General features: G+C 67.3%; 21 protein-coding genes and 3 pseudogenes. 6 read left to right on the forward strand and 18 right to left on the reverse strand.

All coding sequences use genetic code 11. From position 1 onward, the window contains the following. Nucleotides 1-3 precede the first annotated feature (3 nt). The 13 genes and pseudogenes from MTHMO_RS11005 to MTHMO_RS07450 form a co-directional block, all read right to left on the reverse strand. Nucleotides 4-789: pseudogene (locus MTHMO_RS11005) on the reverse strand (IS3 family transposase); the annotation flags it as partial. Continuing rightward, nucleotides 768-1,802, reverse strand: coding sequence for an IS481 family transposase (locus tag MTHMO_RS07395; RefSeq protein WP_237394832.1), 1,035 nt, complete (start codon nucleotides 1,800-1,802; stop codon nucleotides 768-770). The gene MTHMO_RS07395 and the pseudogene MTHMO_RS11005, both read right to left, overlap by 22 nt. Nucleotides 1,803-1,978: 176 nt before the next feature. Beyond that, nucleotides 1,979-2,871, reverse strand: a pseudogene (locus MTHMO_RS07400) (IS3 family transposase); the annotation flags it as partial. 257 nt (nucleotides 2,872-3,128) lie between these two features. Further along, complete coding sequence (locus tag MTHMO_RS07405; protein WP_202214202.1) at nucleotides 3,129-4,682, reverse strand: transposase; 1,554 nt, start codon at nucleotides 4,680-4,682, stop codon at nucleotides 3,129-3,131. 39 nt (nucleotides 4,683-4,721) lie between these two features. Further along, a complete protein-coding gene (locus MTHMO_RS07410; protein ID WP_202214203.1) occupies nucleotides 4,722-6,248 on the reverse strand; it encodes an IS1182 family transposase in 1,527 nt (508 codons plus the stop codon). 70 nt (nucleotides 6,249-6,318) lie between these two features. Further along, complete coding sequence (locus MTHMO_RS07415; protein ID WP_202214204.1) at nucleotides 6,319-6,879, reverse strand: IS607 family transposase; 561 nt, start codon at nucleotides 6,877-6,879, stop codon at nucleotides 6,319-6,321. Between the two features lie 184 nt (nucleotides 6,880-7,063). Then, on the reverse strand, nucleotides 7,064-8,110 hold the full coding sequence (locus tag MTHMO_RS07420) for a VWA domain-containing protein (RefSeq protein WP_202214205.1): 1,047 nt from the start codon (nucleotides 8,108-8,110) through the stop codon (nucleotides 7,064-7,066). Continuing rightward, entirely contained in the window at nucleotides 8,107-8,919 is an 813-nt protein-coding gene (locus MTHMO_RS07425; RefSeq protein WP_202214206.1) for a hypothetical protein, read from the reverse strand. Before MTHMO_RS07425 ends, MTHMO_RS07420 begins: the two co-directional genes overlap by 4 nt. Before the next feature lie 24 nt (nucleotides 8,920-8,943). After that, nucleotides 8,944-10,020: a vWA domain-containing protein gene (locus MTHMO_RS07430; protein ID WP_202214207.1), complete on the reverse strand. Its 1,077-nt coding sequence runs from the start codon at nucleotides 10,018-10,020 to the stop codon at nucleotides 8,944-8,946. Then, complete coding sequence (locus MTHMO_RS07435) at nucleotides 10,017-10,310, reverse strand: hypothetical protein (RefSeq protein WP_202214208.1); 294 nt, start codon at nucleotides 10,308-10,310, stop codon at nucleotides 10,017-10,019. The genes MTHMO_RS07430 and MTHMO_RS07435 overlap by 4 nt, the downstream gene beginning before the upstream one ends. Next, nucleotides 10,277-11,533: a hypothetical protein gene (locus tag MTHMO_RS07440; RefSeq protein ID WP_202214209.1), complete on the reverse strand. Its 1,257-nt coding sequence runs from the start codon at nucleotides 11,531-11,533 to the stop codon at nucleotides 10,277-10,279. The genes MTHMO_RS07435 and MTHMO_RS07440 overlap by 34 nt, the downstream gene beginning before the upstream one ends. Further along, nucleotides 11,530-12,411: a DUF58 domain-containing protein gene (locus MTHMO_RS07445; RefSeq protein ID WP_202214210.1), complete on the reverse strand. Its 882-nt coding sequence runs from the start codon at nucleotides 12,409-12,411 to the stop codon at nucleotides 11,530-11,532. Before MTHMO_RS07445 ends, MTHMO_RS07440 begins: the two co-directional genes overlap by 4 nt. A 9-nt stretch (nucleotides 12,412-12,420) precedes the next feature. Beyond that, nucleotides 12,421-13,653 carry a MoxR family ATPase gene (locus tag MTHMO_RS07450; protein ID WP_202214211.1) on the reverse strand — a complete coding sequence of 411 codons (1,233 nt, stop codon included), beginning with the start codon at nucleotides 13,651-13,653 and terminating at the stop codon, nucleotides 12,421-12,423. Nucleotides 13,654-13,982: 329 nt separating this feature from the next. Between MTHMO_RS07450 and MTHMO_RS07455 the strand changes: the two genes are divergently transcribed. The 4 genes from MTHMO_RS07455 (at nucleotide 13,983) to MTHMO_RS07470 (ending at nucleotide 18,589) form a co-directional block, all read left to right on the forward strand. Then, nucleotides 13,983-15,293, forward strand: a complete 1,311-nt coding sequence (locus MTHMO_RS07455) for a DEAD/DEAH box helicase (protein ID WP_202214212.1) — start codon at nucleotides 13,983-13,985, stop codon at nucleotides 15,291-15,293. 232 nt (nucleotides 15,294-15,525) lie between these two features. After that, a complete protein-coding gene (gene gnd, locus MTHMO_RS07460; protein WP_202214213.1) occupies nucleotides 15,526-16,548 on the forward strand; it encodes a phosphogluconate dehydrogenase (NAD(+)-dependent, decarboxylating) in 1,023 nt (340 codons plus the stop codon). A gap of 88 nt (nucleotides 16,549-16,636) precedes the next feature. Then, complete coding sequence (locus tag MTHMO_RS07465; protein ID WP_202214214.1) at nucleotides 16,637-17,590, forward strand: sugar phosphate nucleotidyltransferase; 954 nt, start codon at nucleotides 16,637-16,639, stop codon at nucleotides 17,588-17,590. A gap of 3 nt (nucleotides 17,591-17,593) precedes the next feature. Further along, the gene (locus MTHMO_RS07470; protein ID WP_202214215.1) at nucleotides 17,594-18,589 is read left to right on the forward strand and encodes an aminoglycoside phosphotransferase family protein; all 996 of its coding nucleotides are present in this window, start codon (nucleotides 17,594-17,596) and stop codon (nucleotides 18,587-18,589) included. Between the two features lie 37 nt (nucleotides 18,590-18,626). Here the strand turns inward: MTHMO_RS07470 and MTHMO_RS07475 are convergent, their stop codons facing one another. Together MTHMO_RS07475 and MTHMO_RS07480 are read right to left on the reverse strand one after the other, a co-directional pair. Then, nucleotides 18,627-19,016: a hypothetical protein gene (locus MTHMO_RS07475; RefSeq protein WP_202214216.1), complete on the reverse strand. Its 390-nt coding sequence runs from the start codon at nucleotides 19,014-19,016 to the stop codon at nucleotides 18,627-18,629. Between the two features lie 33 nt (nucleotides 19,017-19,049). Next, nucleotides 19,050-19,415, reverse strand: a complete 366-nt coding sequence (locus tag MTHMO_RS07480; protein ID WP_202214217.1) for a hypothetical protein — start codon at nucleotides 19,413-19,415, stop codon at nucleotides 19,050-19,052. A 121-nt stretch (nucleotides 19,416-19,536) separates the two neighbouring features. Here MTHMO_RS07480 and MTHMO_RS07485 point away from each other — a divergent pair, with 121 nt between their 5' ends. Next, nucleotides 19,537-20,358 carry an alpha/beta fold hydrolase gene (locus MTHMO_RS07485; RefSeq protein WP_202214218.1) on the forward strand — a complete coding sequence of 274 codons (822 nt, stop codon included), beginning with the start codon at nucleotides 19,537-19,539 and terminating at the stop codon, nucleotides 20,356-20,358. Between the two features lie 70 nt (nucleotides 20,359-20,428). On the opposite strand, the gene MTHMO_RS07490 is transcribed toward MTHMO_RS07485, so the two are convergent. The 3 genes from MTHMO_RS07490 to MTHMO_RS07500 form a co-directional block, all read right to left on the reverse strand. Continuing rightward, nucleotides 20,429-21,772 (reverse strand): sigma-54 dependent transcriptional regulator, encoded by a 1,344-nt coding sequence (locus tag MTHMO_RS07490; protein WP_202214219.1) that lies wholly within the window; start codon nucleotides 21,770-21,772, stop codon nucleotides 20,429-20,431. Beyond that, a complete protein-coding gene (locus MTHMO_RS07495; protein ID WP_237394833.1) occupies nucleotides 21,757-23,244 on the reverse strand; it encodes a HAMP domain-containing sensor histidine kinase in 1,488 nt (495 codons plus the stop codon). The genes MTHMO_RS07490 and MTHMO_RS07495 overlap by 16 nt, the downstream gene beginning before the upstream one ends. Before the next feature lie 126 nt (nucleotides 23,245-23,370). Beyond that, entirely contained in the window at nucleotides 23,371-23,523 is a 153-nt protein-coding gene (locus tag MTHMO_RS07500; protein WP_202214220.1) for a hypothetical protein, read from the reverse strand. Nucleotides 23,524-24,977: 1,454 nt separating this feature from the next. On the opposite strand from MTHMO_RS07500, the pseudogene MTHMO_RS11260 reads away from it, so the two are divergent. After that, nucleotides 24,978-25,199 (forward strand): annotated as a pseudogene (locus tag MTHMO_RS11260) (TIM barrel protein); the annotation flags it as partial. Between the last annotated feature and the right edge of the window lie 2 nt (nucleotides 25,200-25,201).

Below are 25,201 nucleotides of genomic sequence, written 5' to 3' on the forward strand. Positions count from 1 at the left end.
GAGGCTGAAGATCTCCGGCTTCCCGTACAGAGCCAGCGCATCCTCCAGGCAGTCGACGCAGAACGAGCTGTCCAGGCTGTTGCTGATCCGCCAGCCCAGTACCCGCCGCGAGTACCAGTCGATGATCGCCACCAGATAAACAAAACCTCGCAGGAGTTGAATGTACGTAATGTCGGAGCTCCAAACCTGATCGGGCCGGCTGACCTCCACGCCGCGCAGCAGGTAGGGATAAACAGCCTGCTCGGGATGTCCCACGCTCGTCGAAGGCCCCGGCGCCATCCCAGCCAACCCCATATGGCGCATCAACCGCTGCACCCGCTTGCGGTTTGCAACATATCCCAGTCGCCCCAGAAAAACCACCATCCGCCGGCTGCCGTAAAACGGCCGCCGCGTGTATTCCTCATCCATCAGCCGGCACAGCAGCAAATCCTCCTCGCTTTGCTCGCCAGACGCCCCCCCGCCCGTAGAACGTAGCCCGCGCCACCCCTGCCAGTTCGCATTGCCGCACCACCGCCAGTTCCGCCTCTCGCTCTATCCAGCCTATCCGTGCCTCGCTGCTCATAGTCCGGACTTTTTTTTAAGCCAGTCCAGCTCCATCTTCAGCCGACCAATCTCCCCATACAGCCGATCTTCATCCGCATGCGCAGCCGGCTTCGGCCCTCGCTTTCCTTCAAAAATCGTCGCCACCCGCTCCAGGAGCTCTTTCTTCCAATGCCCGACCACGACTGGATGCACCCCGTACTGCTGCGCAATCTCGTTGAGCGTCTTCAACCCCCGGATCGCTTCCATTCCCACCTTCGCCTTGAACTCCGCGCTATGTGCCTTGCGCTTCCTGCCTTCGTGTCAGGTCCCGCATGATTGCGTACTGCTTTTTGGAAGAGATGCGGATGGGATTGTTGCCATGTTTTTAGGGCCTGAAGTGGGGTTTGGTGATTGAGCGATTTTTGAGGGTGGTGTTCGTTGTAGAGCCAGGCGTAGCGGTGGAGCGTGGTTTTCAGGTCGAGGGAGCTTTGGAAGTGATGAGTACGGAGGATCTGCGCCAGTCTTCCGTTGAAGCGCTCCACCATGCCATTGGTGCGAGGCGACTTTGGCTTGGTCAGGCGGTGCTCGATTCCCAATGCTTGGCAGAGCGCGTCGAACTCATGGGCTCCGGTAGCATCCTTGGCTGCTTGGCCGAAGACGCGATCGGTGAACTCCTTGCCGTTATCGGTGAGGATGGTTCGGATTTTCACGGGTGCCGCCTTGGCCAGCGCCTGGAGAAAGCTGCGGGCGGCCGCTGGGGTCTTTGCACGCTTGACCGCCAAGAAGACCCAACGGGTGGCTCGATCGATGGCGACGAAGACATAACGGCGAGACGTCTCGTCGGCCATCTGGGGCAGGTATTTGAGGTCCACATGAAAGTAGCCCGGCAGGTAAACTTTAAAGGGTTGAGTGGGATTGGCCGGTTTTTCCGGTTGAGGCAGCCGGGAGTGGCCTCGGCGCCGCAGGAGCCGGCCCAAGGCCGAGCGGGTCATGGAGGGTTCGATAAATTCGCGGATGACGGCCAGCAGATCGTCCAGCGGCAGCCGGAGCTGCGTGCGCAAGTAGATCACCAGCTCTTCCTGTCCCGGATTGAGTGTCGTCGGAAGATGATGCGGGGTGTGGCTGGCATCCTCGACAAAATCCCGCTTCCGCCACCGACGAATCGTCTCCCGAGTCACGCGAAACTGCCTCGCCAACTCGTAATCGCTGCCCTTCGCCCGTTGAATCGCCGTGCGGATCGCCGGCGTAGTCGTCGCATTTTTGTGCAGGGTGATTCTCATATCTTTACCTCGGCTTTCCAGCTTGCCACAACCTCCCGAAGCACCGCACGCCCGATCAGCAACGGACGGCGATTTTCTAGAAGGTAATCATGCGAACCCCAACACCTTCGCTCATGCCATCACCCTCCCAAGATGGCAGCTTAAATCCCTCTCTCAAAATCGGGGTCCACTATACCCTTGAGCATGCCCGTGAACGTAGCGCTGGTGAACTGGGAGCCCTGATCGCTATTGAAGATCTCCGGCTTCCCGTGCAGAGCCAACGCATCCTCCAGGCAGTCGACGCAAAACGAGCTGTCCAGGCTGTTGCTGATCCGCCAGCCCAGTACCCGCCGCGAGTACCAGTCGATGATCGCCACCAGATAAACAAAACCTCGCAGGAGTTGAATGTACGTAATGTCGGAGCTCCAAACCTGATCGGGCCGGCTGACCTCCACGCCGCGCAGCAGGTAGGGATAAACAGCCTGCTCGGGATGTCCCACGCTCGTCGAAGGCCCCGGCGCCATCCCAGCCAACCCCATATGGCGCATCAACCGCTGCACCCGCTTGCGGTTTGCAACATATCCCAGTCGCCCCAGAAAAACCACCATCCGCCGGCTGCCGTAAAACGGCCGCCGCGTGTATTCCTCATCCATCAGCCGGCACAGCAGCAAATCCTCCTCGCTTTGCTCGCCAGACGCCCCCCGCCCGTAGAACGTAGCCCGCGCCACCCCTGCCAGTTCGCATTGCCGCACCACCGCCAGTTCCGCCTCTCGCTCTATCCAGCCTATCCGTGCCTCGCTGCTCATAGTCCGGACTTTTTTTTAAGCCAGTCCAGCTCCATCTTCAGCCGACCAATCTCCCCATACAGCCGATCTTCATCCGCATGCGCAGCCGGCTTCGGCCCTCGCTTTCCTTCAAAAATCGTCGCCACCCGCTCCAGGAGCTCTTTCTTCCAATGCCCGACCACGACTGGATGCACCCCGTACTGCTGCCCAATCTCGTTGAGCGTCTTCAACCCCCGGATCGCTTCCATTCCCACCTTCGCCTTGAACTCCGCGCTATGTGCCTTGCGCTTCCTGCCTTCGCTCATGCCATCACCCTCCCAAGATGGCAGCTTAAATCCCTCTCTCAAAATCGGGGTCCACCATATGGTACTGTATCGCAACGACTTACGAGATCTTCTTCCAAACATGGGTTGGCGTCGACTCCGTGCGGAACGTACTTATGGGCCTGGATCCGCTGGAGCGGCCGGCCGACCCGGCCGCCGCTCCCGATTCCGCATCGCGCGCCGCTCCCCTCCCGCAATGACGCAGCGAACCGTTCCTAAAACTATAGACAACCATTCCATTACCAGGGAAGATCGTCCAGGACGTCGGCCGAACAGTGCTGCCGACGGTTCGCGTGCCGGGGTTTCGCCGGCAAAGCCCGGGTAGCGCCCAATGCCCACGATTTCGGGGACAGAGGCGCGGGAGACAAGCGATTGCCTCCCGACCGGGCATGCGCTGCATGCGCCGCTTTGAGCCCCTTCCGAACGTCCGCCCAGAACGACCATACATGCTTCGCCCGATTCCTCGCGGGTAGGGCGAAGGTGAGATGGCCGCCATTGCGGGTCGGCACGACAGCCTCCCGCACGGACGGGCGCTCGGATAGGCCCAATCCTCTCCGGGCGACGGCGTAGGCCGCGCCCTGGTGAGAACCGATGCCATGACGGCGCGCGTGGTTGACCGCGCCGATCACGGAAGTGTAGGCCGGGTCGACTTCGATCCATTTGACTCCGGCACGAAAGGAAGCCGCCTTGAGCATGGAGTTCGTCTTGGCGTAGGCGAAGGATGAGAGCGAGCGAGCCCGGACGCAATCGACCGCCTCCAGCTCGGCCCTCCGCTTGCGAAGATCCAATCGCTCGATCACGAGCGGCTTGCCCGATTCGGCGCAGGCCCGGGCGATCTGCCGGCACGCATCGCCGATCGCGGCTTTCGCCTGCTCCTCGCTCTTCCCATAGAGATGCAATCCGATCCGGCGGATTTCCACGAGATTCCCGAAGCGATCCGTTTCGGCCAAGGCAAGATGATCCGGGTTGCTGTCAACGCCGATCGCTCCGGCAAGGCGGCGTGTCACCAGGGCAACCGGTTGCGCCTCGACGCTTGCGAATACCCGCCACCCCTTCCAGTCCCGCACGAAGCGGTAGCTCACGGCAGCTCCCTCCCGCTTGCGGAAGAGCTTCCCCGTCTTGGTTTGTGCGGTCACGACCCGGCCGGCGGAGAGGGCCTGGAGGATTTCCTCCTGGCCGTAGGCCAAGCGCACGCCCTCGAGCACCAGGTGTTTGCTCGTGCTTCCCCATCCGTACGGCAGCCGCAACCGCAGCCGCAGGCTGCCGTCCGGAGCGACTGCGGCTTGGCAGGACTGGTTGCCCGAGGCCTCGTCCTTCGATCCGAGCACAAAGAACTGGCTGCTCCGCTCCGCCTGCCAATCCTTCTTCCATGCGGCATGGTCCGCATAGCCGTTCTCTTCCCGGGAAAACTGCTTGCGGAAGAGGCGTCGGGAACCGAAACAGAGCCGGACCCGGCCGGACTCCTGATCGGCCAGAAGCGCCTCGAGCTTCGCCCGCAGGACGGCAAGCCGCCGCTTTTTCTGGTGCACGACATCCGATCCCGGATGCTTCTTCTCCAGCCGGCCGACCGCCTCTTCCGCTTTCCGGATCCGCCATTTGGCTTCCTCGATCAACTCGGGCCGCCTTTCCCGGATCGAGGCGATCTTGCCTTCGAGCTCGACCCGAATGGCGTTGAACTGCCGGGCGGTGAGGCCGAACCGGCGCCGAAACGACCGCTTGAGCTCGTTTAGGGGAACGCCCGCCCGCATCCTGGCGAAAAGAGTCCGCTGCGCCCGCCTCGCACCCAAGCCCATTTGCGGCGCCTCGGCTACGAAACTTGTGAGAAATGGCCGCTAGCAGCCTGTCGGCCTTAGTACGAGAGTTTGCCACGATGCGGCGACGGTCCGATGCGGCATGGGGAGCGATTGTCTCGGGAATCCTAAAAACCAAGACAATGCGACGACCGTTTTTCCGGCGGAGAGCGACCATAGGGATCCAATCGGAAGGGAACCGAGCTTGCGGGCTCCCCCAAGCTTCCAAAGTCGCTTGAAGTTGTACGCCAAGCAGACCAACGACCATTCGCCCTGGACTTTGGCTTGCCCGCGGAGCCGAAATGCTCGGAAGCCCATTACCGATTTGATGATGCCGAAGACCGGTTCGACCGTCTGCTTGCGTCGAGCATAGAGGCGGCGGCCTTCCGGACTGGCGAGCTTCTCAACCATCTTGCGTCTCCACGGGGCGGTATATTCCACGGGCTTCTCCCGTCGACGATCGGTGGGCCGGAACTCGTATCGCCGGCGGCATTCCAGAGCTTCAGCCCTCATCGGACAGTAGACTTCGATTCCTTCCGCCTGCAGAGCCTCGACCTGTTCGCCATTGGCATACCCCGTGTCTACCAGCACCGCACGGACCCGACCGGCTTCCGTAGGAATGGCCCGCACGTCGGCTTCCAACTCGCCGGCATCGTTGGCGCACACACTCACCCGAGCCGAAAGCACCAAGGCACTCCCTTCCGCATCCACGGCCGCCTGCGCATTGTAGCTCTGTTCAAAGGCTTCGTTGCGGCTCTTGCGCATCAGCCGGCTCTCGGGATCGGTCAGGTTGCTTTGCTCCTCCGCCCCAGGCTTCTCCTCCGGAGGGTGGATATGCCGCCCTTTGGCACTCCCCTTGCGAGCTTCCCGTTCTTTTACCTTCCGCTCGTAATCCGCACGCTCCCGCTCCGCTCGCTCCTTGGCCCGTTCCTCCAGCCGGCGTTGCGCTTCCTCTAGCTTTGCCTGGAGCCGCTCCCGCCGACCAATCTCCTCAGGTAGCTTGCCCGGATCCGCTTCCTCTCTCCGGTCCGCTTCCTCCGCCCTCTTCAAGAGATCTGCCACATCCGCCCGCAAAAGCTCCACCAGTTCTCCGGCCCGCTCGTAGGTCACATTCCGATGCTTGCTCGCGTTGGCCCGAATCTTCGTCCCGTCGACACTCACCACCCCGACCTTCAAAAGCTTCATCTCCCGGGCCAACTCCAAGACCTTCAAAAAGCAGTCCGCCACCGCAGCAAAGTTCTCCCGCCGAAACCGGCAGATCGTGTCGTGATCCGGATGGGTGTTCGCACAAAGATAACGCACCGCCACGTCCCGCCGCGTCGCTGCCTCAATCCTCCGACTCGAAAAGATTCCGTTGGCGTAGCAATAAATCAAAAGCGAGAGCATCATCGACGGCGGATACTGTGCGTCCCCAGTCCCGCGTACGTTCACCCGAAAGCCCCGCAGATCCATCCTCTCCACCGCCTCGATGACAAAATGCACCAAGTCGTCCTCCTCCACCCAATCTCGCAGGTCCTCGGGCAAAAGCATCGGCGTCATCCGATCCACCGTCACAAATCGCTCAGCCATGCCCTCTTTTACCATATTCCAGAAGGAAAAGGAAAGTCCGACAGGCTGCTAGTAGGTGAAAACAGGGAGCTTACTCATGGATCGCTTTGAGCGCCTTCTCGGCGCGGTTCCGGGCGGATCGCTTCCCGTAAAGCCTGGCACACATCGAAACGATGACCTCATGCAGGTCGCCCACGATGTCATCAGTCCTGTCGTCCGACTCCACCACCAGGACCGATCGGCTCTGCGCGGCCAATGCCGCTTCCACGTACTCCAAGCCGAAGCGCATCAGCCGGTCGCGATGCTCGACCAGGATGACGCCGATATTGGGATCACGGAGCAGCTCGATCAGGCCCTTCCGATGGCCGTTCATTCCGGAGCCGACCTCCTTGACGGCCTTGACGATCGGCAACCGTTTGCTCAGCGCGAACTCGGTCAGCCGAGCCAATTGCCGGTCCAGATCCGCTTCCTGATCGGAGCTCGATACCCGTGCGTAAAGGGCGACCCCATTGGGTTGTGAGGGCTCCGCATGCACGATCACCGTTCCGGTCGGCAACTGCTCGGCCGGGACGGGCAAACGCCCTTCCTTCCACATCCGCCAAGCCGTCTTGTAGCAAATGCCCTGCCGCTTGGCCCAGACACTCAACTTCACTCAGACATACTGCCATTAAACTTGCTATGTGTCCATATATTTTTTAGCTGCTGGCAACCCCTTGGTGCTCGATCTCCATGAGGTGCTCCGAGTACGTCCGGCCGGCGGAAGCGGTTTTGGGCAGGCAGGTCCCGCTGTCCGCAAAAAAGGGGGAAGGTCCCCGCTTCCCGCGGCAGGACCGCCCTCACCGGCGGCTCCAGAGCGTGGTCAGCAAGGCCAGGATCCCCAGCCCGGCCGCCGCCCAGACCCGTCCCGCTTCGGCTCCGCCCGAGCCGGGCTCCCATTCGGGGCGGATCCCGTGCTTCTCCAGCCGCTGGGCGACGGCGCGGCCGATCTCTTCCGGGGAGCTCTCCTTCGCCCGGAAGAAGAGGCCGCCTGTGGTTTCGGAGACCGCCTCCAGAGGAGGATCGAAGCGCGCGGTCCGCAGCGGTCCCTTCGCGGGCTCCCCCTCCGAGGAGGGCTCCTCCGGAGCCGATTCGTCGGGCACGGCCGTCTCGCGGTCCCCGCCGACGGCGACGCACACGAAAAGCACGCGGGGAGCGGCGGCCTGCACCTCCTTGGCGGCCTCGCCGATTTCGGCGATCGGAACTTCTCTCCCCTCCTCCCTGCCCCCGTCGGAAAGCAACACCGCCACCGGCATGGGGGACTCGGGGGGATTTTGGCTCCACTCGGCCGCCAGCGCCCGCAGAGGCTCGACAAGGTCGGTCCCCCGCGATTTCGGCACCGCCGCCGCGCTCCGGAGGTAGTAGGTAAAGGCATTGTGGTCGCTACTCGGCAGCAGCAGCACCGACGCGTCGCCCGCGAAGGGGACGATCCCGAACCGGGCGCCCGGGAAGCCCGAGAACAGATACGAGCAGAGGCGTTGGGCCCATTCCAGGCGCGAGAGGGAGCCGCTCCGCCCCCCGGCCGCATCCTCCGCCCGCATGGAAAGGGAGGTATCAAGGAGGAGCCAGAAGTCGCAGCGGCGCCACCGTGCCGCCGGCGCTCCCCAATCCCAGCGCAAGCCGGCCATGCCGGCGGCGGTCGCCAGCAGGGCCAGGCAGAGGAGCAGGGTCTCTCCCCGGCTCCCCTGCTTCGGCCCATGGTGCGCCTCCGGCCCCCCGTCCAGCGCGGCCCGCTCTTGGGCAAGGGAGCGCCGCCGGCTTCGCTGCCAGATCACGATCAGCGGCAACAGGCCGACGGGAAGGAGGCCCCAAGCGCTTTCCGGCTTCAGGTAGAGCGACCCGATCACATCTTCCCCTTGGGAACCGACGGGGCGTGCCCTTGCCGCTCGGGGAGAGGCGGGGCTTCCTCCGGCTTTTGGACATCTTTTTTCCCCGGCTTCTCTCCCCCGCCCTGCACCTGGGCGTGGCTGAGGGTCGGGCGGAAGGTCGAGCCGAGCACCTCGAGGTTTTCCATGGTCCAAGGATCCTCCGGCGCTTCCTTGAGCGCGGCTGCGCTCTCCGAGACCGCGGCAAGCCAAGACTCTACCTGCCGCTGGGCATCGGGCTCCAAACCGGCGATCCAGGCATCCAAAAGCCCTTTGGCGTAAAAGATCTTGTGCCGGCATTGCGCCGCGTCGGGAACGCCGGAGGGGGGCAGGCCCGCGGCGAGCAGCGGGAAGGCTTGCGTCCGCAAGGCCCGCAGCCGGAGGAGCAGCTCGGCCAGGTGGGGGTGGTCGGGCTCCTCCCGGCGGTAGACCGCCGCCTCCGCGGAAAGGACGGAAGCCTGCCGGAGGAGGACCCAGGCGGCTTCCCGCGCGATCCCTCTGCGGATCTCCTCGGGGAGCGAGAGCTCTTCGAGGCGATCTTGCAATCGGCGGCCCGCCTCGGAAAGCTCCTCGCCCCGCTCCGCGGCGCTCTGCAGCCGTGCGACGGCGGCGCGGGCTTCCGCCGCCTTGGCCTCGAGCGAGATCCGCGCCGCGATCGCTTGCCTTGCCCGCCGGTCCTCGGCTCCCCGCCAAGCGGCGCCGGCCGAAAGAAAGACGACCCCTAAGCTCACGAGCAGCCAGCCGAGCCGGCTCCGACTCTTACTCTTCCCTCTTGCCTCCGTTTCTTTCATGAGACGGCCTTCTCCTCCGGAATGTCAAGGCCCCCGGGGGATCGCCCGATTCCGAACCCAGGCGGAACCGGCGACGCACGCGCAGGCGAGCGCAAAGAGGCCCCGCTCCCAAGGGTTCTGCTCGGCGACCTTCCACTCCATCCGGGGACGGGTCTCCTTGCGGGCGATCTCCTCATACAAGCTCTGGAAGGCTTCCTCATTTTCCGGATCGATCCGCGTCATCGTCCGGTAGGCGTTCGTCGCGACTTCCGCCGGAAGGTCCTCCACGCTCAAGCAATAGACACGCACCTCGAGCGCGCGGGCGAATTCCAGGACCCGGGCGGTGGGGAGGCTCTCGTTGCGGACCATGCCGTCGGTGAAGGCGACAATCGCCGCATCCGCATGGCTGCCGAAGATCCGGCGGAGCGCGGCTCCGTCCGGAAGGGGCGCGCCCCGCCCCAGCGCCTCCTGCGCTTCCCGCCAGCGGCGCCGGAGAACGGCGTCCTCCCACCGGCCCGCGCGCACGATCGCCTCCAACCCGGCCCAGATGCCCAGCCCCAGCTCGGTGCCCATGCCCATCCCGGGATCCTTGGTGGACACCGACCGGACGACGCGTTGGAGCCGGGCGGCCGGCTCCGGACCCCCGCCCTCCGGAGCGAGCGGCACCAGCGGCAGCCGGACGGCGGCGCTGCCGGAGAACTCGATCAGCCCGAGGCGGACCCGGCCCGCGGCGGGCCCGCGGACGGCGGCCAGAAAACGGAGATTGGCCCGGCGCAAGCTTTCCTCCTTTTTCCCCTGCATGCTTCCGGAAAGATCGTCGACCAGGACGAGCCTCCTCTCCCAGTCGGATGCCGGAGCCGGCTCGCGGCGCGCGCCGAGATGCCCGACCACCGCAAGGAGCGCGGCCCAAGCCAGCCAGAGTAGGAGAAGCGGAGCGAGGTCGGCGAGCAGCAGGAGCGCCCGCGCCCGCCCGGGAAGCGCGCGCAGCGTTTCGGCGTAGAGGGAGAGGCCCCCGTGACGGCTCCAAGCCGCCGGCCGCCTGCGGCTCCGCGCCCACAACCCGAGCCAAAAGGCGGCCGGCCCCAAGAGCGCCGCGCAGTACCCGAGCGATTCCCCGCTCATGCTCCGCCCTCTTGCCCCGCCTCGCGCTCGAGCCGGCGCAAAAGCTCGCCTACCCGGCTCTCCGCGGCGCCGCCGACGGCTGCCGTGCCGGCCCCGTCGGCAAAAAGCACCTCGCTCTGCGCCAAAAGAGAGCGGCAAAGCTCTTCGGCCGGCGCGGAGAGCTCTCCCGACCGGCGCTTCTCCAGCAGCCGCCAGGCGAACCTGCGCACGGATGCCAGGTCCCGCTCCCGCTCCCAGCTCTCCCTGGCTTGCCGGATCAGCAGCGGGGCGGCCGCCTCCGCGGCCGGCATTGCACCCGCCGGCGCACGCTTGCCGGTCCGGTGCGCCCAGGCGAGGCAAGCGGCTCCGGCAGCCGCCAGGAAAGCCCCCAGCCCGAGCAGCAGTCGCGGCCCCGGGGATTCGGCCCGGCCGGCCGGGGCTGGCGGTTCCACCCAGCCGGGGGGGGTTTGAGGGGATGGAGGCTGCCAGCACCGCCCGACAAGCCGATCACCCGCAGGGTCAGGGGCGGAGCTTGGACCGACCGAATCGGATGGTCCGCCTCCCGGTAGGCGACGCCGCCCGGCTCGATCCGAAACTCCCCGGTCCGATAGAATCGCAGCGGCAGCCGAACCTCCCGGCTGGGCCCCCCGCCCTCTTCCTGCGGCTCGCCCCGTTCGAGAAAGGCCGGAAGAAGAGCCTCGCCGCTCACCGGGCGGATGCTCAGCTCGGAGAGGCTCCGCGAGGCCGCATCGGGTTCGACGCGCGCAGTGGGACCCACCCGCACCGCCACCCGGAGGGTAATCAGGTTCCCCAGGAGGACGGTCATGCTCTCCCCCTCTTCTCCGCCGGGCCGCACCAGAGCCGCCCTCACCTCGACCGGGCTGCGGAGCGGATCGAGCACGGGAACGGCCCACCGGATTCCCTTCGCCTGGGAAAGGGCCAGCCGGCGGGCCACAAGAATGGGGTCGGGAACCTCGACCGCCGTCCCCTTGCCCTCCGCCAGCTTCTCCACCCGGCCGGACCAGCCGGCTCCGAAAAGGTCGAGAAGCTCTCGGTGGATCTCCCGGCAGATTTCGTCTTTTTCCTGCTCCGAAAGCCGCGGGTCGAAAGCGAACTCCACGCGGGGGAGAGGCACGCAGGGGCCCGCGACGGTTTCCACCAGAGGATAGACAAACCGGATCGACTCCCGGCTCCGCAAGGAGGCCGCCGACGCGAAGATCTCTTCGGGAGGCGTGTCGGCGGGAAGGCTCACCAGAACGCCGGCGCCGCGGGCCTCGACGCTCTCCGCCCATAACGGGCCCAGCGCGGCTTTCCAGGCCTCCGTCCAGTCGCGCGAGCCGGCGGGGAGGACGCGCCGGATCTCTACGTAGAGGCGCGGCAGCGGGGTCGCGACGCAGAAACGGAGCTCCCGGTCATAGAAGAAGAGAGCCCGGTCCTTCCGCGGCTCTCCCCGGGCCGTGTCGACGCCGAGCGGGAGCTGCCCGACGGCGATCCCCAGCAAAAGGCCGAGCCCGGCGGCCCACAGCAGCTTCATGCCGGCACCCTCCGTCGAAAGGCGGCCATCCGCCCGATCCGCTCCCTCAGGGAGTCCCCTTCCTCGACGATCTCCCACTCCACGCCGCGCCGAAATCCCCAAAACGCGAGCCGGCTCGCCAGCTCCCGCAACCGCCGGCCGGCGTGCGCGCAAAAGGCTTCCCGGAACCGCCGCGAGCCGAGCGGGGCGCGCAGGCAGAGCCCGGAGGGATCGCGGAACGCCCAGAACGCCCGGGGGGAAGGCAACCGCAATTCCCAACGGCCGGCCAGCGCGAAAAGAAGCACCTCCCGGCCCGGAGCCCGCAACCGGGCCAAGGGCCGCGCGAAGCCCGGGTCTCGGAAAAGGCGGCCGACCGGCACCAGGACAACGACCGCGGAAGCCGAGGGGAGCCACGGCCGCGCCGCGGCCAGCAGCCGGGGAAGCTCCTCCTCCCCGTCCCCCGCTTCCGACGACAACCGCCGGAGCTTCCCCAGGATCCGATCTTTCCAGGCCGGTCCGGCGTGCAGGGGCTCCCGGACCAGCGCCGGGCGCCGGCCGGCGACGGCTCCGATCCGGCTTTCCGGGTCCGAGGCCGCGATCTCCTCCCACAAGAGCTCCGCCAGATCGCAGGCGATGCCCCCGAGCGGGGACGCCTTGCGGCAACAGCCCGCATCGACCAGAAGGAGCCCCGGCGCGCGCGACTCCTCGGCCAGCCGGACCAGCTTCTCTCCCCATCGCCGCGACTGGATCCAATCGATCCAGCGGACGTCCTCTCCCGCCCGGGCCTCCCGGAAGGCCTCGAACTCCAATCCCCCCGGCATCGGATCGGCCGGCCACGCGCCGGGGATCGGCGAGGCGATCCGCCGCCGGGGGAAAAAGCCGCAAGGGAGGGAGGCCATGAGGAGAGGCTACTCGAGGTCCGGGACCCGATAGAGGACCTCCTGCAACAGGTAGCGGACGACGACCTCCCGCGGCAAGAGGGCGGCGAGGCTCGAAAAGCTGCGGCGGTCCTCCTCCGACAATTTTTCCAGCAGATGCGGGGCGAGCTTCGGGCAGAGCACCTCCAGCTCTTCGGAAAGCCGGATGCGGTGGTTCATGACGTCCGGGTAGATTTCCCGGACGTCGGAGGGGGCCACCCAAAGCCGGGGGATCCCGTCCGCGGGCCCGACTCCGCTCCCCCGCAGGAAAGCCACCACCTTCGAGGCGCCGAGCAGCCCCAAGGCGGGCCGTTCGGCCAAATAGCCGGAAAATAGGGCGGAAAGAGGAACGCCCGCCAGATCCTCCAACTGCCGCCGGACGGGCGCCAGCCTCGCCTCCAGCTGCTCCACCTCGGTCAGGCGAACCAGATACTCCTTGAGCAGCCGGCTCGCCGCCACTTCGGTCCAGATGAAGGAGCGGATCTCCTCGAACTCGCCGGGGGTAAGCGGCTCTTCGGCGCCGTCCTCGGCCGCCTCGCCGTCGAGAAAGCCTTCCGCCCGCTCCAAAAGCCGAATCCGCTCCTCCGGCCGCAGGGGCGCAAAAAAGATCTGGAAGAGCGAGCGATCCCGATCCGCGTCTCCGATCTGGTAGAGGCCGGAGACCTCCATGGGGTTGAGCGTCATGAAAATGATGTTCGGCCGAGGGAGGGGAAAGGCGCGTTCCTCCCCGAAGGTGACCGAGACGAACCCCTCGATCTTCGCCTGCAGCACGCCGCTGCGCGCTTTTTCGGGCGCCCGGTTGTATTCGTCGCAGAGGACGACGTTGGCGAAGAGGGGGCCTCTTTCGAAGACGAGGCTCCCCTCCTTTTCCACAAAGCTCCCGGTGAAATCCCTGGGCAGAAGGTCGGCCGTGCACTGAATCCGGCTGAAGGTGCCGCCGATCGCCCGTGCGAGAACCGACGCCATCGTGCTCTTGCCGGTTCCGGGCAGGCCGATGAACGTGCAATGCCCGTTGGCCGGAAATCCGCCTACATTGGGTTGAAAGACCGAGAGGGAGCCTACCAGCCCGCGGAAGACGGCCGCTTCCTGGCCGACGATCACGCCGGCTACCTTCCGCCAGATCGTCGCTATCCTCCGCTGGTAGTGGAGGTGCCTCTCCCGGATTTCCGCAGCCCCCCGCTCCTCCGCACGATGCGCTTCCCCGCCTCGGCTCGCCGGTCCCACGGCTCCAAAGAAGCCTGTGGGAAAAAAAACGCAACGAGAATTCCTTCCCGGCCGGCCTCTGCGGCCGCCCGCGCCCCGTCTCCCGGGCCCTCCCGCCCCGCTGCCCGAGCGGCCGCTCCTTTGCTTCCAACAAAAGGAACGAATTTTCTTGCCGGCGGGAAGCCGGCGGCCTTAGGGTTCGGGCCAGCTCTGTGAAGGATCGCGCGTTGCCATCCTTTCGGGAATGGCAACATTCATAACTAACCAACCACCTCCGCGTTCGGAGGTTTCCTCTTCTGTAAGCCGCCTTCCGGCCCACCAAGGGGATAGCGCAGGGCCGATGGGTCATTATGTCGTCTTCTCTCTCCTTTCGTAGCTTCCCCTTGGGAACCAAAATCTGGCAGGCGGTCGAAGAGGCCGGGTACGCCCGGCCCACTCCGATCCAAGCGGCGGCGATTCCCCTCATTCTCCAAGGCCGCGACCTGATCGGCATCGCCCAGACGGGAACCGGAAAGACCGCGGCCTTCACCCTGCCGATTCTCGCCAAGCTCTGCCCGGAGGGGAACATCCCCGCCCGCAGCGGCACCCGTGCGCTGATCTTAAGCCCGACCCGGGAGCTGGCGGCGCAGATCGAGCAAAACGCCCGGACCTACGGGAAGCACCTGCCCCTGCGCATTGCAAGCGTGCACGGAGGCGTGAGGGAACGGCCCCAAGTGGCGGCGCTCCGTTCCGGCGTCGACCTGGTCGTCGCCTGTCCCGGCCGGCTGCTCGACCTGCTGGAGCAGCAGCACGGCAACCTTGCCCGGCTCGAGTTCCTGGTCTTCGACGAGGCGGACCGGATGCTCGACATGGGCTTTCTGCCCTCGATCCGGCAGATCATGCGGTGGGTCTCCCGCAAGCGGCAGACCCTGCTCTTTTCGGCCACCTGCTCGCCGGAGATCGAAACGCTGGCCCGCGACTTCCTCTCCGCGCCGCAGATCGTCCGGATCGGCCGCCGGGCCGATCCCGCCCAGGCGGTGGTCCAGTCGGTCTACGAGGTGGCGCGGGAGCAGAAGGCGGAGCTGCTCTGCCGCCTCCTCCAAGCCGAGGAGCTCCGGAGCGTGCTCGTCTTTTCCCGGACCAAGCACGGGGCGGACCGGATCGGGCGGGTCTTGGAGCGGGCGGGGATCCCGACGGCGACCATGCATGCGGACCGTTCGCAGGGCCAGCGGACCCGCGCCTTGGAGGCCTTCAAGGCGGGGGCCGTCCGCGTGCTTGTCGCGACCGATATCGCCGCCCGCGGCATCGACGTCGACGGCATCTCCCATGTCATCAACTACGATTTCCCGGCGACGCCCGAGGATTACGTCCACCGGATCGGGCGAACGGGCCGCGCTGAGGCCACCGGGGATGCGATCAGCTTCGTCGCCCGGGAGGAGCTCGGAGCGCTCCGGGCGCTGGAACGGTTGCTCGGGCGGACCATCGAGCGGAAGCAGATCGCCGGCTTTGCGCCGGAGGGATGCTCCGGGGGGTCCTCCGCCGGGGGGCAGCAGAGCCCCGCTTCTCCCGAACACCGTCCCGCCGGAAGGAGCCGGGCCTCCCGCGCCGACCGGAGAGGCCGTTATCGAAGCGGCGGCCGCGGAAGCAGCCGGCACGAGCCGCGCTCCTTCCGGCCGGCATAGCCCCCGCCCCGCAACGGGCTCTCCCCTCGCCGTCCGCGTTCCTCCTGCAAGGGCGCCGGCCGCAAGGCGGCGCGGCCTGCGGGGGAGGCGCCAATTTTCCCTTTCCGGGTCGCGGGCCGGCCGGTAGGCTCTACCGGAGAAGGCGGAGGGGCGGCCTGTGGAGCCGCCCGGTCGGGCGGAGCGGGCGCGGCCGGGAGAATCGCGAACGAACGATCGGGAAGGAGGAAGAGCCATGGAAATCGGTGTCATCGGGTTGGGGCGGATGGGAGCCAACATGGTCAGGCGGTGGCAGAAGAAGGGTCACCGCTGCGTGGTCTACGACCTCCATCCGGAGGCCGTCGAAGCGTTGGTGCGGGAGGGGGCGACGGGAGCTTCCTCGCCGGCGGACCTGGCGCAGAAGCTGAGCAAGCCCCGGGCGGTCTGGCTAATGGTGCCCGCGGGGGCCGTCGATTCGATGCTCAACGAGACGGCCGCGCACCTGGAGCCGGGAGACATCCTGCTGGACGGGGGAAACTCCTTCTACCAGGACGACATCCGGCGCGCCAAGGAATTGCAGGCGCGCGGGCTCCACTACGTCGACGTCGGCACCAGCGGAGGCGTCTGGGGGCTCGAGCGGGGCTACTGCCTCATGATCGGGGGAGAAAAGGAGATCGTCGAGCACCTCGACCCGCTTTTTGCCGCGCTGGCGCCGGGCAAGGAGGCGGCCGAGCCGACGCCTGGACGGGAAAATAAGCCGGGGACCGCGGAAGCGGGGTACCTCCACTGCGGCCCCAGCGGAGCCGGGCATCTGGTCAAGATGGTCCATAACGGGATCGAGTACGGCCTCATGGCCGCCTACGTGGAGGGCCTCAACATTCTCCGCCACGCCGGCGAGGGCAAAGCGGGCCGGGCCGTCGACGCGGAGACCACCCCGCTGCGCAACCCGGAACACTACCAGTACGATATCGACCTGACCGAAGTCGCCGAGGTCTGGCGCCGGGGCAGCGTCATCCGATCCTGGCTCTTGGACCTGATCGCCCGAGCGCTGCTCGAAGATCCCAACCTCGACCGCTTCTCCGGCCGGGTTTCGGATTCCGGCGAAGGCCGCTGGACGGTGGAAGCGGCGGTCGACCTGGGCGTTCCCGCGCCGGTGATCAGCAGTGCGCTCTTCGCGCGCTTCGGCTCGCGCCGTCACGACGAATTCGCCAACAAGCTTCTCTCCGCGATGCGCTACGAGTTCGGAGGCCATTTGGAAAGGAAAGAAGGGGCCTCCTAGGAGGCTCCCGCACGAAGGAACGGCCGGCGACGGCACCCGGGGAGATCGGCCTCCTTTCGCGCCGTCCCCTTCCGCCGCCGACGCGGTCATGGCACCGTTTCCCTCTCTGGCCGCCGAAGCGTTCGTGCTGGGCGCCGGGCTCGGCACGCGGCTGCGGCCGCTGACCGACGAGCGGCCCAAGCCGCTCATTCCGATCGCGAACAAGCCCTTGCTCACCTTCGTCTTCGATCGGCTGATCGAGGTAGGGATCGAAGGATTTATCGTCAACACGCACCACCGGCCCGAGGCCTACGCGAAGGCATTCCCGGAGGCGAGCTACCGGGGCCGGCCGATCCGTTGGAGCCACGAGCCGATCCTGCTCGATACCGGAGGGGGGATCCGCAAGGTCGGCGGATGGTTCGGGGATCGGCCGTTCCTGGTCCACAACGGGGACATCCTTACCGACCTGCCGATCGCGGAGGCGGTTCGGCAGCATCTGGCGGGCGACGATCTGGCCACCCTCGTCCTCCGATCCGGCGGCCCGGCGCTCCACGTCGGCTTCGACCCGATGGAGCGGAAAGTCGTCGACATCCGCGGCATCCTGGGAAGGGAGGATGCGCCCCGGTTCCTCTACACCGGCATCGCCGTCCTCTCCCCCGGCTTCCTCCGCTGGATCCCGGAGGGCGGCCCGGTCTCGCTGATCCCCGCCTTCCTCGACGCCATCCGCCGATCGGGCAGGGTCGGGGGAATCGTCCTCGACCAGGGCCGGTGGTTCGACCTGGGGACCCGCGAAGCCTATCTCTCGGTCCACCGGGAGCTGGCCCGGGATCCGGGCCCCTGGGCCCCTCTCTGCTGGATCGACCCTTCCGCCCGCCTGGCTCCGGACGCCGTGCTCGAAGGAGCCACCGCGATCGGGCCGCGATGCCGGGTCGGGTCCGGGGCGCTTCTGCGCGACTCTATCCTTTGGGAAGACGCCGAGGCCGCACCCGGCAGCCGGCTCGAGCGCTGCGTCGTCCGGGACTCCCGTCTTGCCAACGGGAGCCTCGCGGACGCAGATATTTGAGCCGTGCTTCCCGACCAGCTTCTGGAGGAAACCGCCCGCCGCTTGCCCTTCGGCCGGTTGGACCGGGCCTCGATTACCAAGCTGGAAAAGGGGGGTTCGGACCGGAGCTTCTACCGGATCCGGATCGATCCGAAGGATTCGCTGATCCTGGTCCGCTACGGGGAGAGTCGGCCCGAAAACGCGCGATACGGCCTCCTGGGCAACTTTCTCCGCTCCTTGGGAGTTCGTTGTCCCCGGATCTACGGCCAGGACCCGGAGCGCGGGCTCCTCTGGCTGGAGGACCTGGGAGACGCCGATCTGTGGAGCTATCGCCATGCCCCTTGGGAGGAGCTGGCCCCCCTTTATCACTCGGCCTTGCGGGAGATCTTCCTCCTCCACTCCCGCGGCGCCGAACGGCTCGACGGGCTAGCGACCGAGCCGCCGTTCACCCGCGAACTCTACGTCTGGGAGCAAGGTTATTTTTTCCAGAACTGCCTCGGGCGCTTCTTCCGCCTGGAAGCGGACACGATCTCCCGCCTCTCCGCCCTTCCGAGGCTCGCGCAGGTCGCCGAGATCCTTTCCGCCTTCCCGCGCCGGCTCATCCACCGGGACTTCCAATCCCAAAATATCCTGATCCGTGCGGGGCAAGCCTATCTCATCGACTTCCAAGGCATGCGGCTCGGGCTGGCCTCCTACGACCTGGCCTCGCTCCTCTACGATCCCTACGTCGCCCTCGACGCGGGGCGGAGGGAAGAGCTCCGGAGCTACTACCGCTCGCTCTGGCGCGAGGCCCTCCTCCCTCCCCCGGAGGATCTCGAAGAAGCCTTCGAATGGGCGGCCCTCCAGCGGCTGATGCAGGCGCTGGGCGCCTACGGCTATCTCGGATTGGTCAAGAAAAGAGAGGAGTTCCTCGGCCACATTCCCGTCGCGTTGCGCCTCCTGGTCGAGGTGCTCCGGCGGATCCCCGGCCTCGAGCCGCTCCGGGAACGGGCCGAGCTCTGCCTCGGCGCGGCGCGCTAGGCGACCTCCGGCGGAAGCGGGAGGCGCGTCCGGCTGCCTACCGATAGCACCAGACCCAAAGCTGGTCGGAGAGATCTCCCGGCACCGGAGAGTAGCGCTTCTTCTCCGCCGGGGTGAACAGGATCAGCCCGCGGGCCCCGTGCGCGACTGCCACCCGTTCGACCGGACGCCAAGTCGAGTCGATGAGCCGGGTCTCGTCGATGTAGATCGCCCCTATGATGTGGTAGCGGGCCGGCGTGCCGCGGAGATAGATCGGGATGCCGGGCTCCTCGTCGAACTCGGGGCCGATCTGCTTGATGACCGGACCCTTGGCGGCGGCGCGGGAGACCTCGATCTCATACCAGTACGCCTTGGACGCCCATGCCGAAGGAATCAGCAGCAGCCAGATCGCCGCAATCGCAACCGCATGGCTCCGCCGGAGTTGCATGGACTCCTATCGAATGAGGATCGCGAGCAAAGGTCAAGCCCGGAACGGCGGCGGACGCGGTCTTAGGCCGCACGGGGAAACGGCCGGCACGAGAGCCGGAAGGCTTGCGCACGGGCCGGAAACCGCCCGCGGGAACCCTCGGGCGTAAAGAAAGCCGTTCTTCCGGACCAGGAGATTCTTATCGAGCAGGAGCGGATGGAAATAGGCCCGGCCGACGCGGACCGCGTAGTCCTTCAGGCGGCTGTTCATTTGGCGCTCCAAGTAGGCCCGCAGGGTTTCGCTGCCGAGGAAGTGGGAGAGGATGGCCGTCAGGAGGAGGAGGAGGAGGAGGACGGCGGCGAGCGCCGCGATCAGCGCAAGAAGAGGAACCCGGTGTTTGGACAAGGAAGGAAATCGCATCGGCCCATCGGAGCTTTTATTAAGATTGTGTTAATCAGGCGCCCCGTCAAGGAACCCGGACCGGCTCATGGCTCCCCGCGATGTCTCGAATCCCCCGGCCCTACGCGGTAGGATTCCGCTCATGACCTTCTCCTCCCGCGACGCCGATCTTTTTTTCACCGTCCTGGGCGAGGGCACCCCGCTGGTGCTGCTCCACCCCACGCCGGTCGACCACCGCTTCTGGCTGCCGGTCGCCCGCCTCCTGGCCTCCGAGCATCGCGTCATCCTCCCGGATCTGCGCGGCCACGGACGATCGCAAGCCGGCGCGGGACCGATCACGGTAGAAAAGCTCGCCGAGGATGCCGCCGCGCTGCTGGATTTCCTAGGCATCGAGAAGGCCTTCTTCGGAGGATGTTCGATCGGAGGATACGCCCTCTTTGCAATCTGGCGCCGAACGCCCGGCCGCGTCCTCGGCCTGGCTTTCTGCTGCTCGCGCCCGCAGGCGGACGACGACGCGGTCCGCTCCCGCCGTCAACGGAACATCGGGTTGATCCGCGCCGGGCAGGCGTCGGCCTTCGTCGAGGAGCAGCTCCGGACTCTCTTCGGGCCGACGGCCCGCCGCCGTGCCCCCCAAGCGGTCGAGCAAGCCCGGGAGATGATGGCGGCCGCTTCCCCGGAAGCCCTCGTCGCGGTTCAGGAGGGCCTGGCCGCCCGGCCCGACTCGATCGCCACCGCCCGGACGATCCGGGTGCCCTGCTGCGTAATCGCCGGCGGGGAGGACACCGCGAGCCCTCCCGACGCCATGCGCCTCCTGGCGGACGAGATCCGGCGCGGCGGAGGCATCGTGGAGTATTCCGAAATTCCGGATGCGGGCCATTACGCTCCCTTCGAGCAGCCGGAGCGCGTAGCCGCCATCCTCCGGCGCTGGCTCGACGGCTCCTCCCGCATCCGCGCCGGAGCCTGAAAGCCGCCCCGGCGAAGCGGAGGCCCGGGAAGGAGGCATCGCAACCGCCTCCGGCCGGCTCTTCGGCCTCCTACCCGTCTTCGAAGGGGTGTCCCGGCCTGCCGTCGGCGGGAAGGAGGCCGTAGCGCCGCATCTTGGTGTAGAGGAGCTGGCGGTGGATGCCGAGGGCGCGGGCCGCCTCAGCCCGGTTGCCGCGGCTGCGCGCCAGCGCCCGGCGGATCAGCAGCTCCTCGAGGCGCGCGATGGCCGAAGGCAGATCCTCGTCGGGCCAGTCGAACCGAGCCGGGCTCTCCGCCTCCGGGGCGAGCGCCAGGTCGGAAGCGGCGATCCTCTCGCCGCGCGCGAGCACCGCCGCTCTCTCAAGGACGTTGCGCAGCTCCCGGACGTTGCCCGGCCACGGATACCGGATGAGGAGCGCCGCCGCATCAGCAGCGAGCGACTTGCCGGAACGGGCCAGGAAATGCTCCGCCAGCGGGAGGATGTCGGCGATCCGCGCCCGGAGGGGAGGCAGCTCGATGGGCACGACGTGGAGCCGGTAAAAGAGATCTTGCCGAAAGGCGCCTTCGCGCACGCGCTCGGCGAGGTCGCGATTGGTGGCGGAGATGACGCGGACGTCGACCGGGACCGGCTTGCCGCCGATCGGAGTAATCACCCGCTCCTGGAGGGCGCGGAGGAGCTTCGGCTGCATCGAGAGCGGCATTTCGCCGACCTCGTCCAAAAAGAGGGTTCCCCCGTCGGCTTCCAGGAATGCGCCCTTCCGGTCGGCATGGGCGCCCGTGAAGGCGCCGCGGAGATAGCCGAAGAGCTCGCTCTCCCATAGGTCGGCGGGAACGGCCGCGCAGTTGACCGCGACGAACGGCTTGTCGCGGCGACGGCCGTGGTCGTGGATCGCCCGGGCGACCAGCTCCTTGCCTGTTCCGGTCTCTCCGAGAATGAGGACCGTGGCGTCGCTGTCCGCCACCCTGCCGATCGTCTTTTGGACCTTTCGCATCGCTTCGCTCGAGCCGATGAACTCCGCGGGCCGGGCTTCGGACCGGGCGGCCTCGAACCGGACGCTGGCCGTCTCCATCTCCCGGAGGAGCCGCGCCAAGTCGGCCCGGCCGATCGGCTTGGTCAAGTGGTCGAAGGCCCCCAGCCGCATCGCCTCGATCGTATTGGCCGCGGTGGCGTGGGCGGTCAGCACCGCGACGGGCGGCGCTTCGGGCAGCCGCCGGATGCGCGCCAGCACCTCGAGGCCGTCCATCCCCGGCAGCCGGAGGTCGAGCAGGACCCCGTCGATCGGTTCCGACCCCAAGGCGGCCAGCGCTTCCGCCCCGGATCCGGCGGTCCGGGCCTGGTGGCCGAGGCTGCGGACCGTTTCGGCCAGCGCTTCGGATAGCGCGTCGTCGTCGTCGACGATCAGGATGCGGCCCATGGCAGAACCAGCTCGAAGGTGGTGCCCGGCCCTTCGTCGAGAAGGCGTGCCGTCCCCCCGTGCGCGGCGGCCGCCTCCCGGACGATCGAGAGCCCGAGGCCGGTTCCCCCCGCCCGCCCGGAGACGAAGGGCTCGAAGAGGTGCGCGCGGATCGAGGCGGGCGGACCGCTCCCCTCGTCGTGCACCGAAAAGCGCACACCCTCCGGAAGCGCCTGCGCCCGCAATCGGACCTCCGTTCCTTCCGGCGCGGCTTCGATCGCGTTGCGCAAGAGGTTGTCGAGGGCGCGGCGGATCTGCGCCGGATCGAAGGACGCTTCCTTCAGGTCCGCGGTGGCTACCAAGGAGACGCCCTTGGCCTTCGCCAGCTCGGCAAGCGTCGAAGCGCAGGAAGCCAGAAAAGGCTCGAGCTCCACCTCTTCGCGCCGAACCCGCTCCCTCTCGCTCACCGACAGGAGGCGGCGGAGGAGCGCGTCGAGGCGGTCGACCTGGCTTAGGATCATGCGCAAAGCGCCGTTCTTGGCCGCCTCGTCGCCGTGCAGCGCGTTTTCGGCCTTAAGCCGCATGGCGGCGATCGGGTTGCGGATCTCGTGGGCGATCCCCGCCGAGACGCGTCCGATCGCCGCCAGCCGCTCGCCGGCCGCCATCTGCCGCGCCAGCCGGTCCGCTTTTCTTCTCGCCTCGGAGAGGCGCGCCCCGGCCTCGTTGAGGGCGGAGACGATCCGGTCGAGCTCCCGCTCCCCGGTCGGGGGCAAGACGGGCAAGTCGGGGATATCGTGGGCCTGGAGGGCGCTTTCGATCCGCCGCAGATGGCGCGACCAGATCAAGGTAAAGCGCGAGAGCAGAAGGGAGGCGAGGAAGACGTTCGCGAAGAGGATCGCCAGGCCGGCCATCAAGAGCCGATAGCTCCGGCCGGCAAAAGGGAAGATGCGGGTCATCGTCCAGGCCGTCCACCCCGGCACGGGGCCCCGGAGAGGAGTGGCCGTGACCAGCAGGATCTGGGAAGCCGCGGCATAGCGCACGGCGACCGGGCGGTTCTCGGAGAGCGCGGCATGGGTGACCCTTTCGATCCGGGGCAGCTCGGCCTCCGGCACGTCGGTCTTCGGCCTTTCGCCCGGATAGGTGGGGTAGGCATAGGCGAGCGAGCCCCTCCCCTCCTCCCAGATGCCTCCTTCGATCCCCGGCCGGTCGTGCAGCGCGGCGCGGACCGCCTCGGCGAGCCGGGCACGGACCTCCGGTCGCACCGCCTCGGAAGAAGATTTCGGGAGCAGCGCCCCCAGGCTCCGGATGCCCTCGGCGATGTCTTCGGCGGCCCGGCTGCTTTCGGCCTGGGCCTGGGCGGCCCGGGCGGAAGCCGATTGGCCGAATAGGCCGATCATCAGCATGGCCGCGGAGGCCGTCGCGCCGATGAGCAAGAGCAAGAGGACGATCAGCCGTCCCCGCATGGAGCAGAACATAGGAAAGATCGGCGGCATGCTCGCCTGGGCCCCGGTATTTTACGCAAACTTTGCTCTCCGAGGCGAGCTTCCGATCGTTCCGCCCCTTCCCCGCGTTCCCGGAGGAACGCGCGCGGGCTCGCGCGCACGGCGTCCGAACCGCCTTCAGCTCTTGTGGTCGAGCGGCTGGTAGGTCGGAGCGGGCGTCGGCTGCGCCGGCTGGGGCTTGGGCTTTTCCGAGCAGGCGACGACGGCCAGGAGCGAGGCGGCGGCCAGGATCCTGCCTAGGACCGTGAGAAGAGAGACCCGGGTATTCATGCTCGAAGAGCATGCCCGTTCCCGGCAGGCGGCGCCACCAAATTTCGCGGCGCGTCGCATTTTTATGTTTCTTGAACGAAGCGACTTACGCGCGCCGGCGGCGGCCGGGGCGCTTCGGGCCCGTAGTCCGGATTTCCGCGCCACCCCGTCGGCCAAGGATCGATTCGCTCCTTTCGCGACGCAGCGAATGGAGGCAGCTTACCTTACGATGACGACACGCGCCGCCCGGGAGTACTACGCCCACGCTCCGGTGCGCCGGAGGATCGCCGAATATTGCGGCGGAGTCCCGGAGGATCCGGGATCCTTTTCCTGCGTCTACCTCGTCGGTTACGGCGCCGCCATGGGCCGACGGCCTTCGGCCGAGCCTCATGCTTCGGTGGAGAAGCGGAACTTTCCCGACCTGCTGGAGGCCGGGGTGGATATCCTCCGCTCGGTCTGGGATCGGAACGCGCTCTTGGGGATCCTCGACATCGAATACGTCAACTGGGACTACCCGGCCGAAGTCTTCTTCCGGCCGCCGGAGGTCTTTTCCCGGGTCGAGCCGCTCTACCGGGTGATCCGCCGCTCCTTCGGCGCCTACGGGATCGAGCCGCTGACCATCTTGACCGGCCAGGGGTACCATTTCGTCTTGCGGATTCCCAAGGATTCGAAGGCCTTCCCGCTGCTGGCCGCCCGCGGCTCGGCTTCTCCCCGCCTGCTCGAATGGGGCGACCGCTTCGCGGCCCGCTTCGGGCGCTCCCTGCCTTCCCCGGAAGCGGCGGCCTACGAGACGTTGGGCCGACTTCTCGAGCACTTGGTCCACCGGATCCTCCGTGAATACGAGTCGCTCCCTCCGGCCGGGAGCGAGCCGCTCCCGGCCGTTCCGACCGACGCCGCCGTCGGGCGGATCGGCTCCAGAGGCTGTCGCGAGGCGGTTTCCCTCGACCTCTCCCTCTTCGGCGATCCGCTGCCCCGGCGGGCGACCCGCTGCCCCTTTTCGGCCTATCAGAAACACCGTGTCCTCCGGGAAAAGTACGGGGAACGGGCCGGCCGGCAGCTCCCCGTTCCGCTTCTTCTGCCGCGATTCCCCGGCTCCCGGCTCGAAGATCTCCTCGAGGCCCGGACCGATGGGGAACGGGCCGCGCGGTTGGCCGAGGACTGCTCGGTCGCCATCCCCGATGCCGCCCCGTCGATCCCCGCGTGGCTTGCGGACTACGAGGGATCCGCGCTGGCCGAGGTCCATCGGGAAATCCGGGAGATCCGGCGCGACCGGACCGCCCCGCCGCCCGGGCTGCCGCCCTGCGTCGTCCACTGCCTGCGCGACCCCAACCCCCACCTCCTGAAACCGACCAACCTGCAAGCGCTCACCCGCGTGCTGCTCGCCCTCGGTTGGGAGCCCGCGCAAATCGCCGGTCTGGTCTGCGCGCTACGAGGAGGAGCACGGATGGGGAGATCTCTGGGACAAGTACGAGGCGGTGACCCGCGCCCAGAGCGTCGCCATCGCCCTCGAAACCCTCCTGCCGCACCTTTTTACCGCCGATCCGGGTCTCCTGCGCGAGCTGGTCGAGCCTTTCCCCAAGGAGGAGGTGGGGATCTGCTTCGACACGGGGCATTGCTTCTTGTGGCGCTCCCGGCCGCTCGAACCGGCTTACGAGCTTCTCGCCGACCGGGTGATCGCCCTCCATGTCAACGACAACCG

Source organism: Methylacidimicrobium sp. AP8 (assembly GCF_903064525.1).
GTDB lineage: Bacteria > Verrucomicrobiota > Verrucomicrobiia > Methylacidiphilales > Methylacidiphilaceae > Methylacidimicrobium.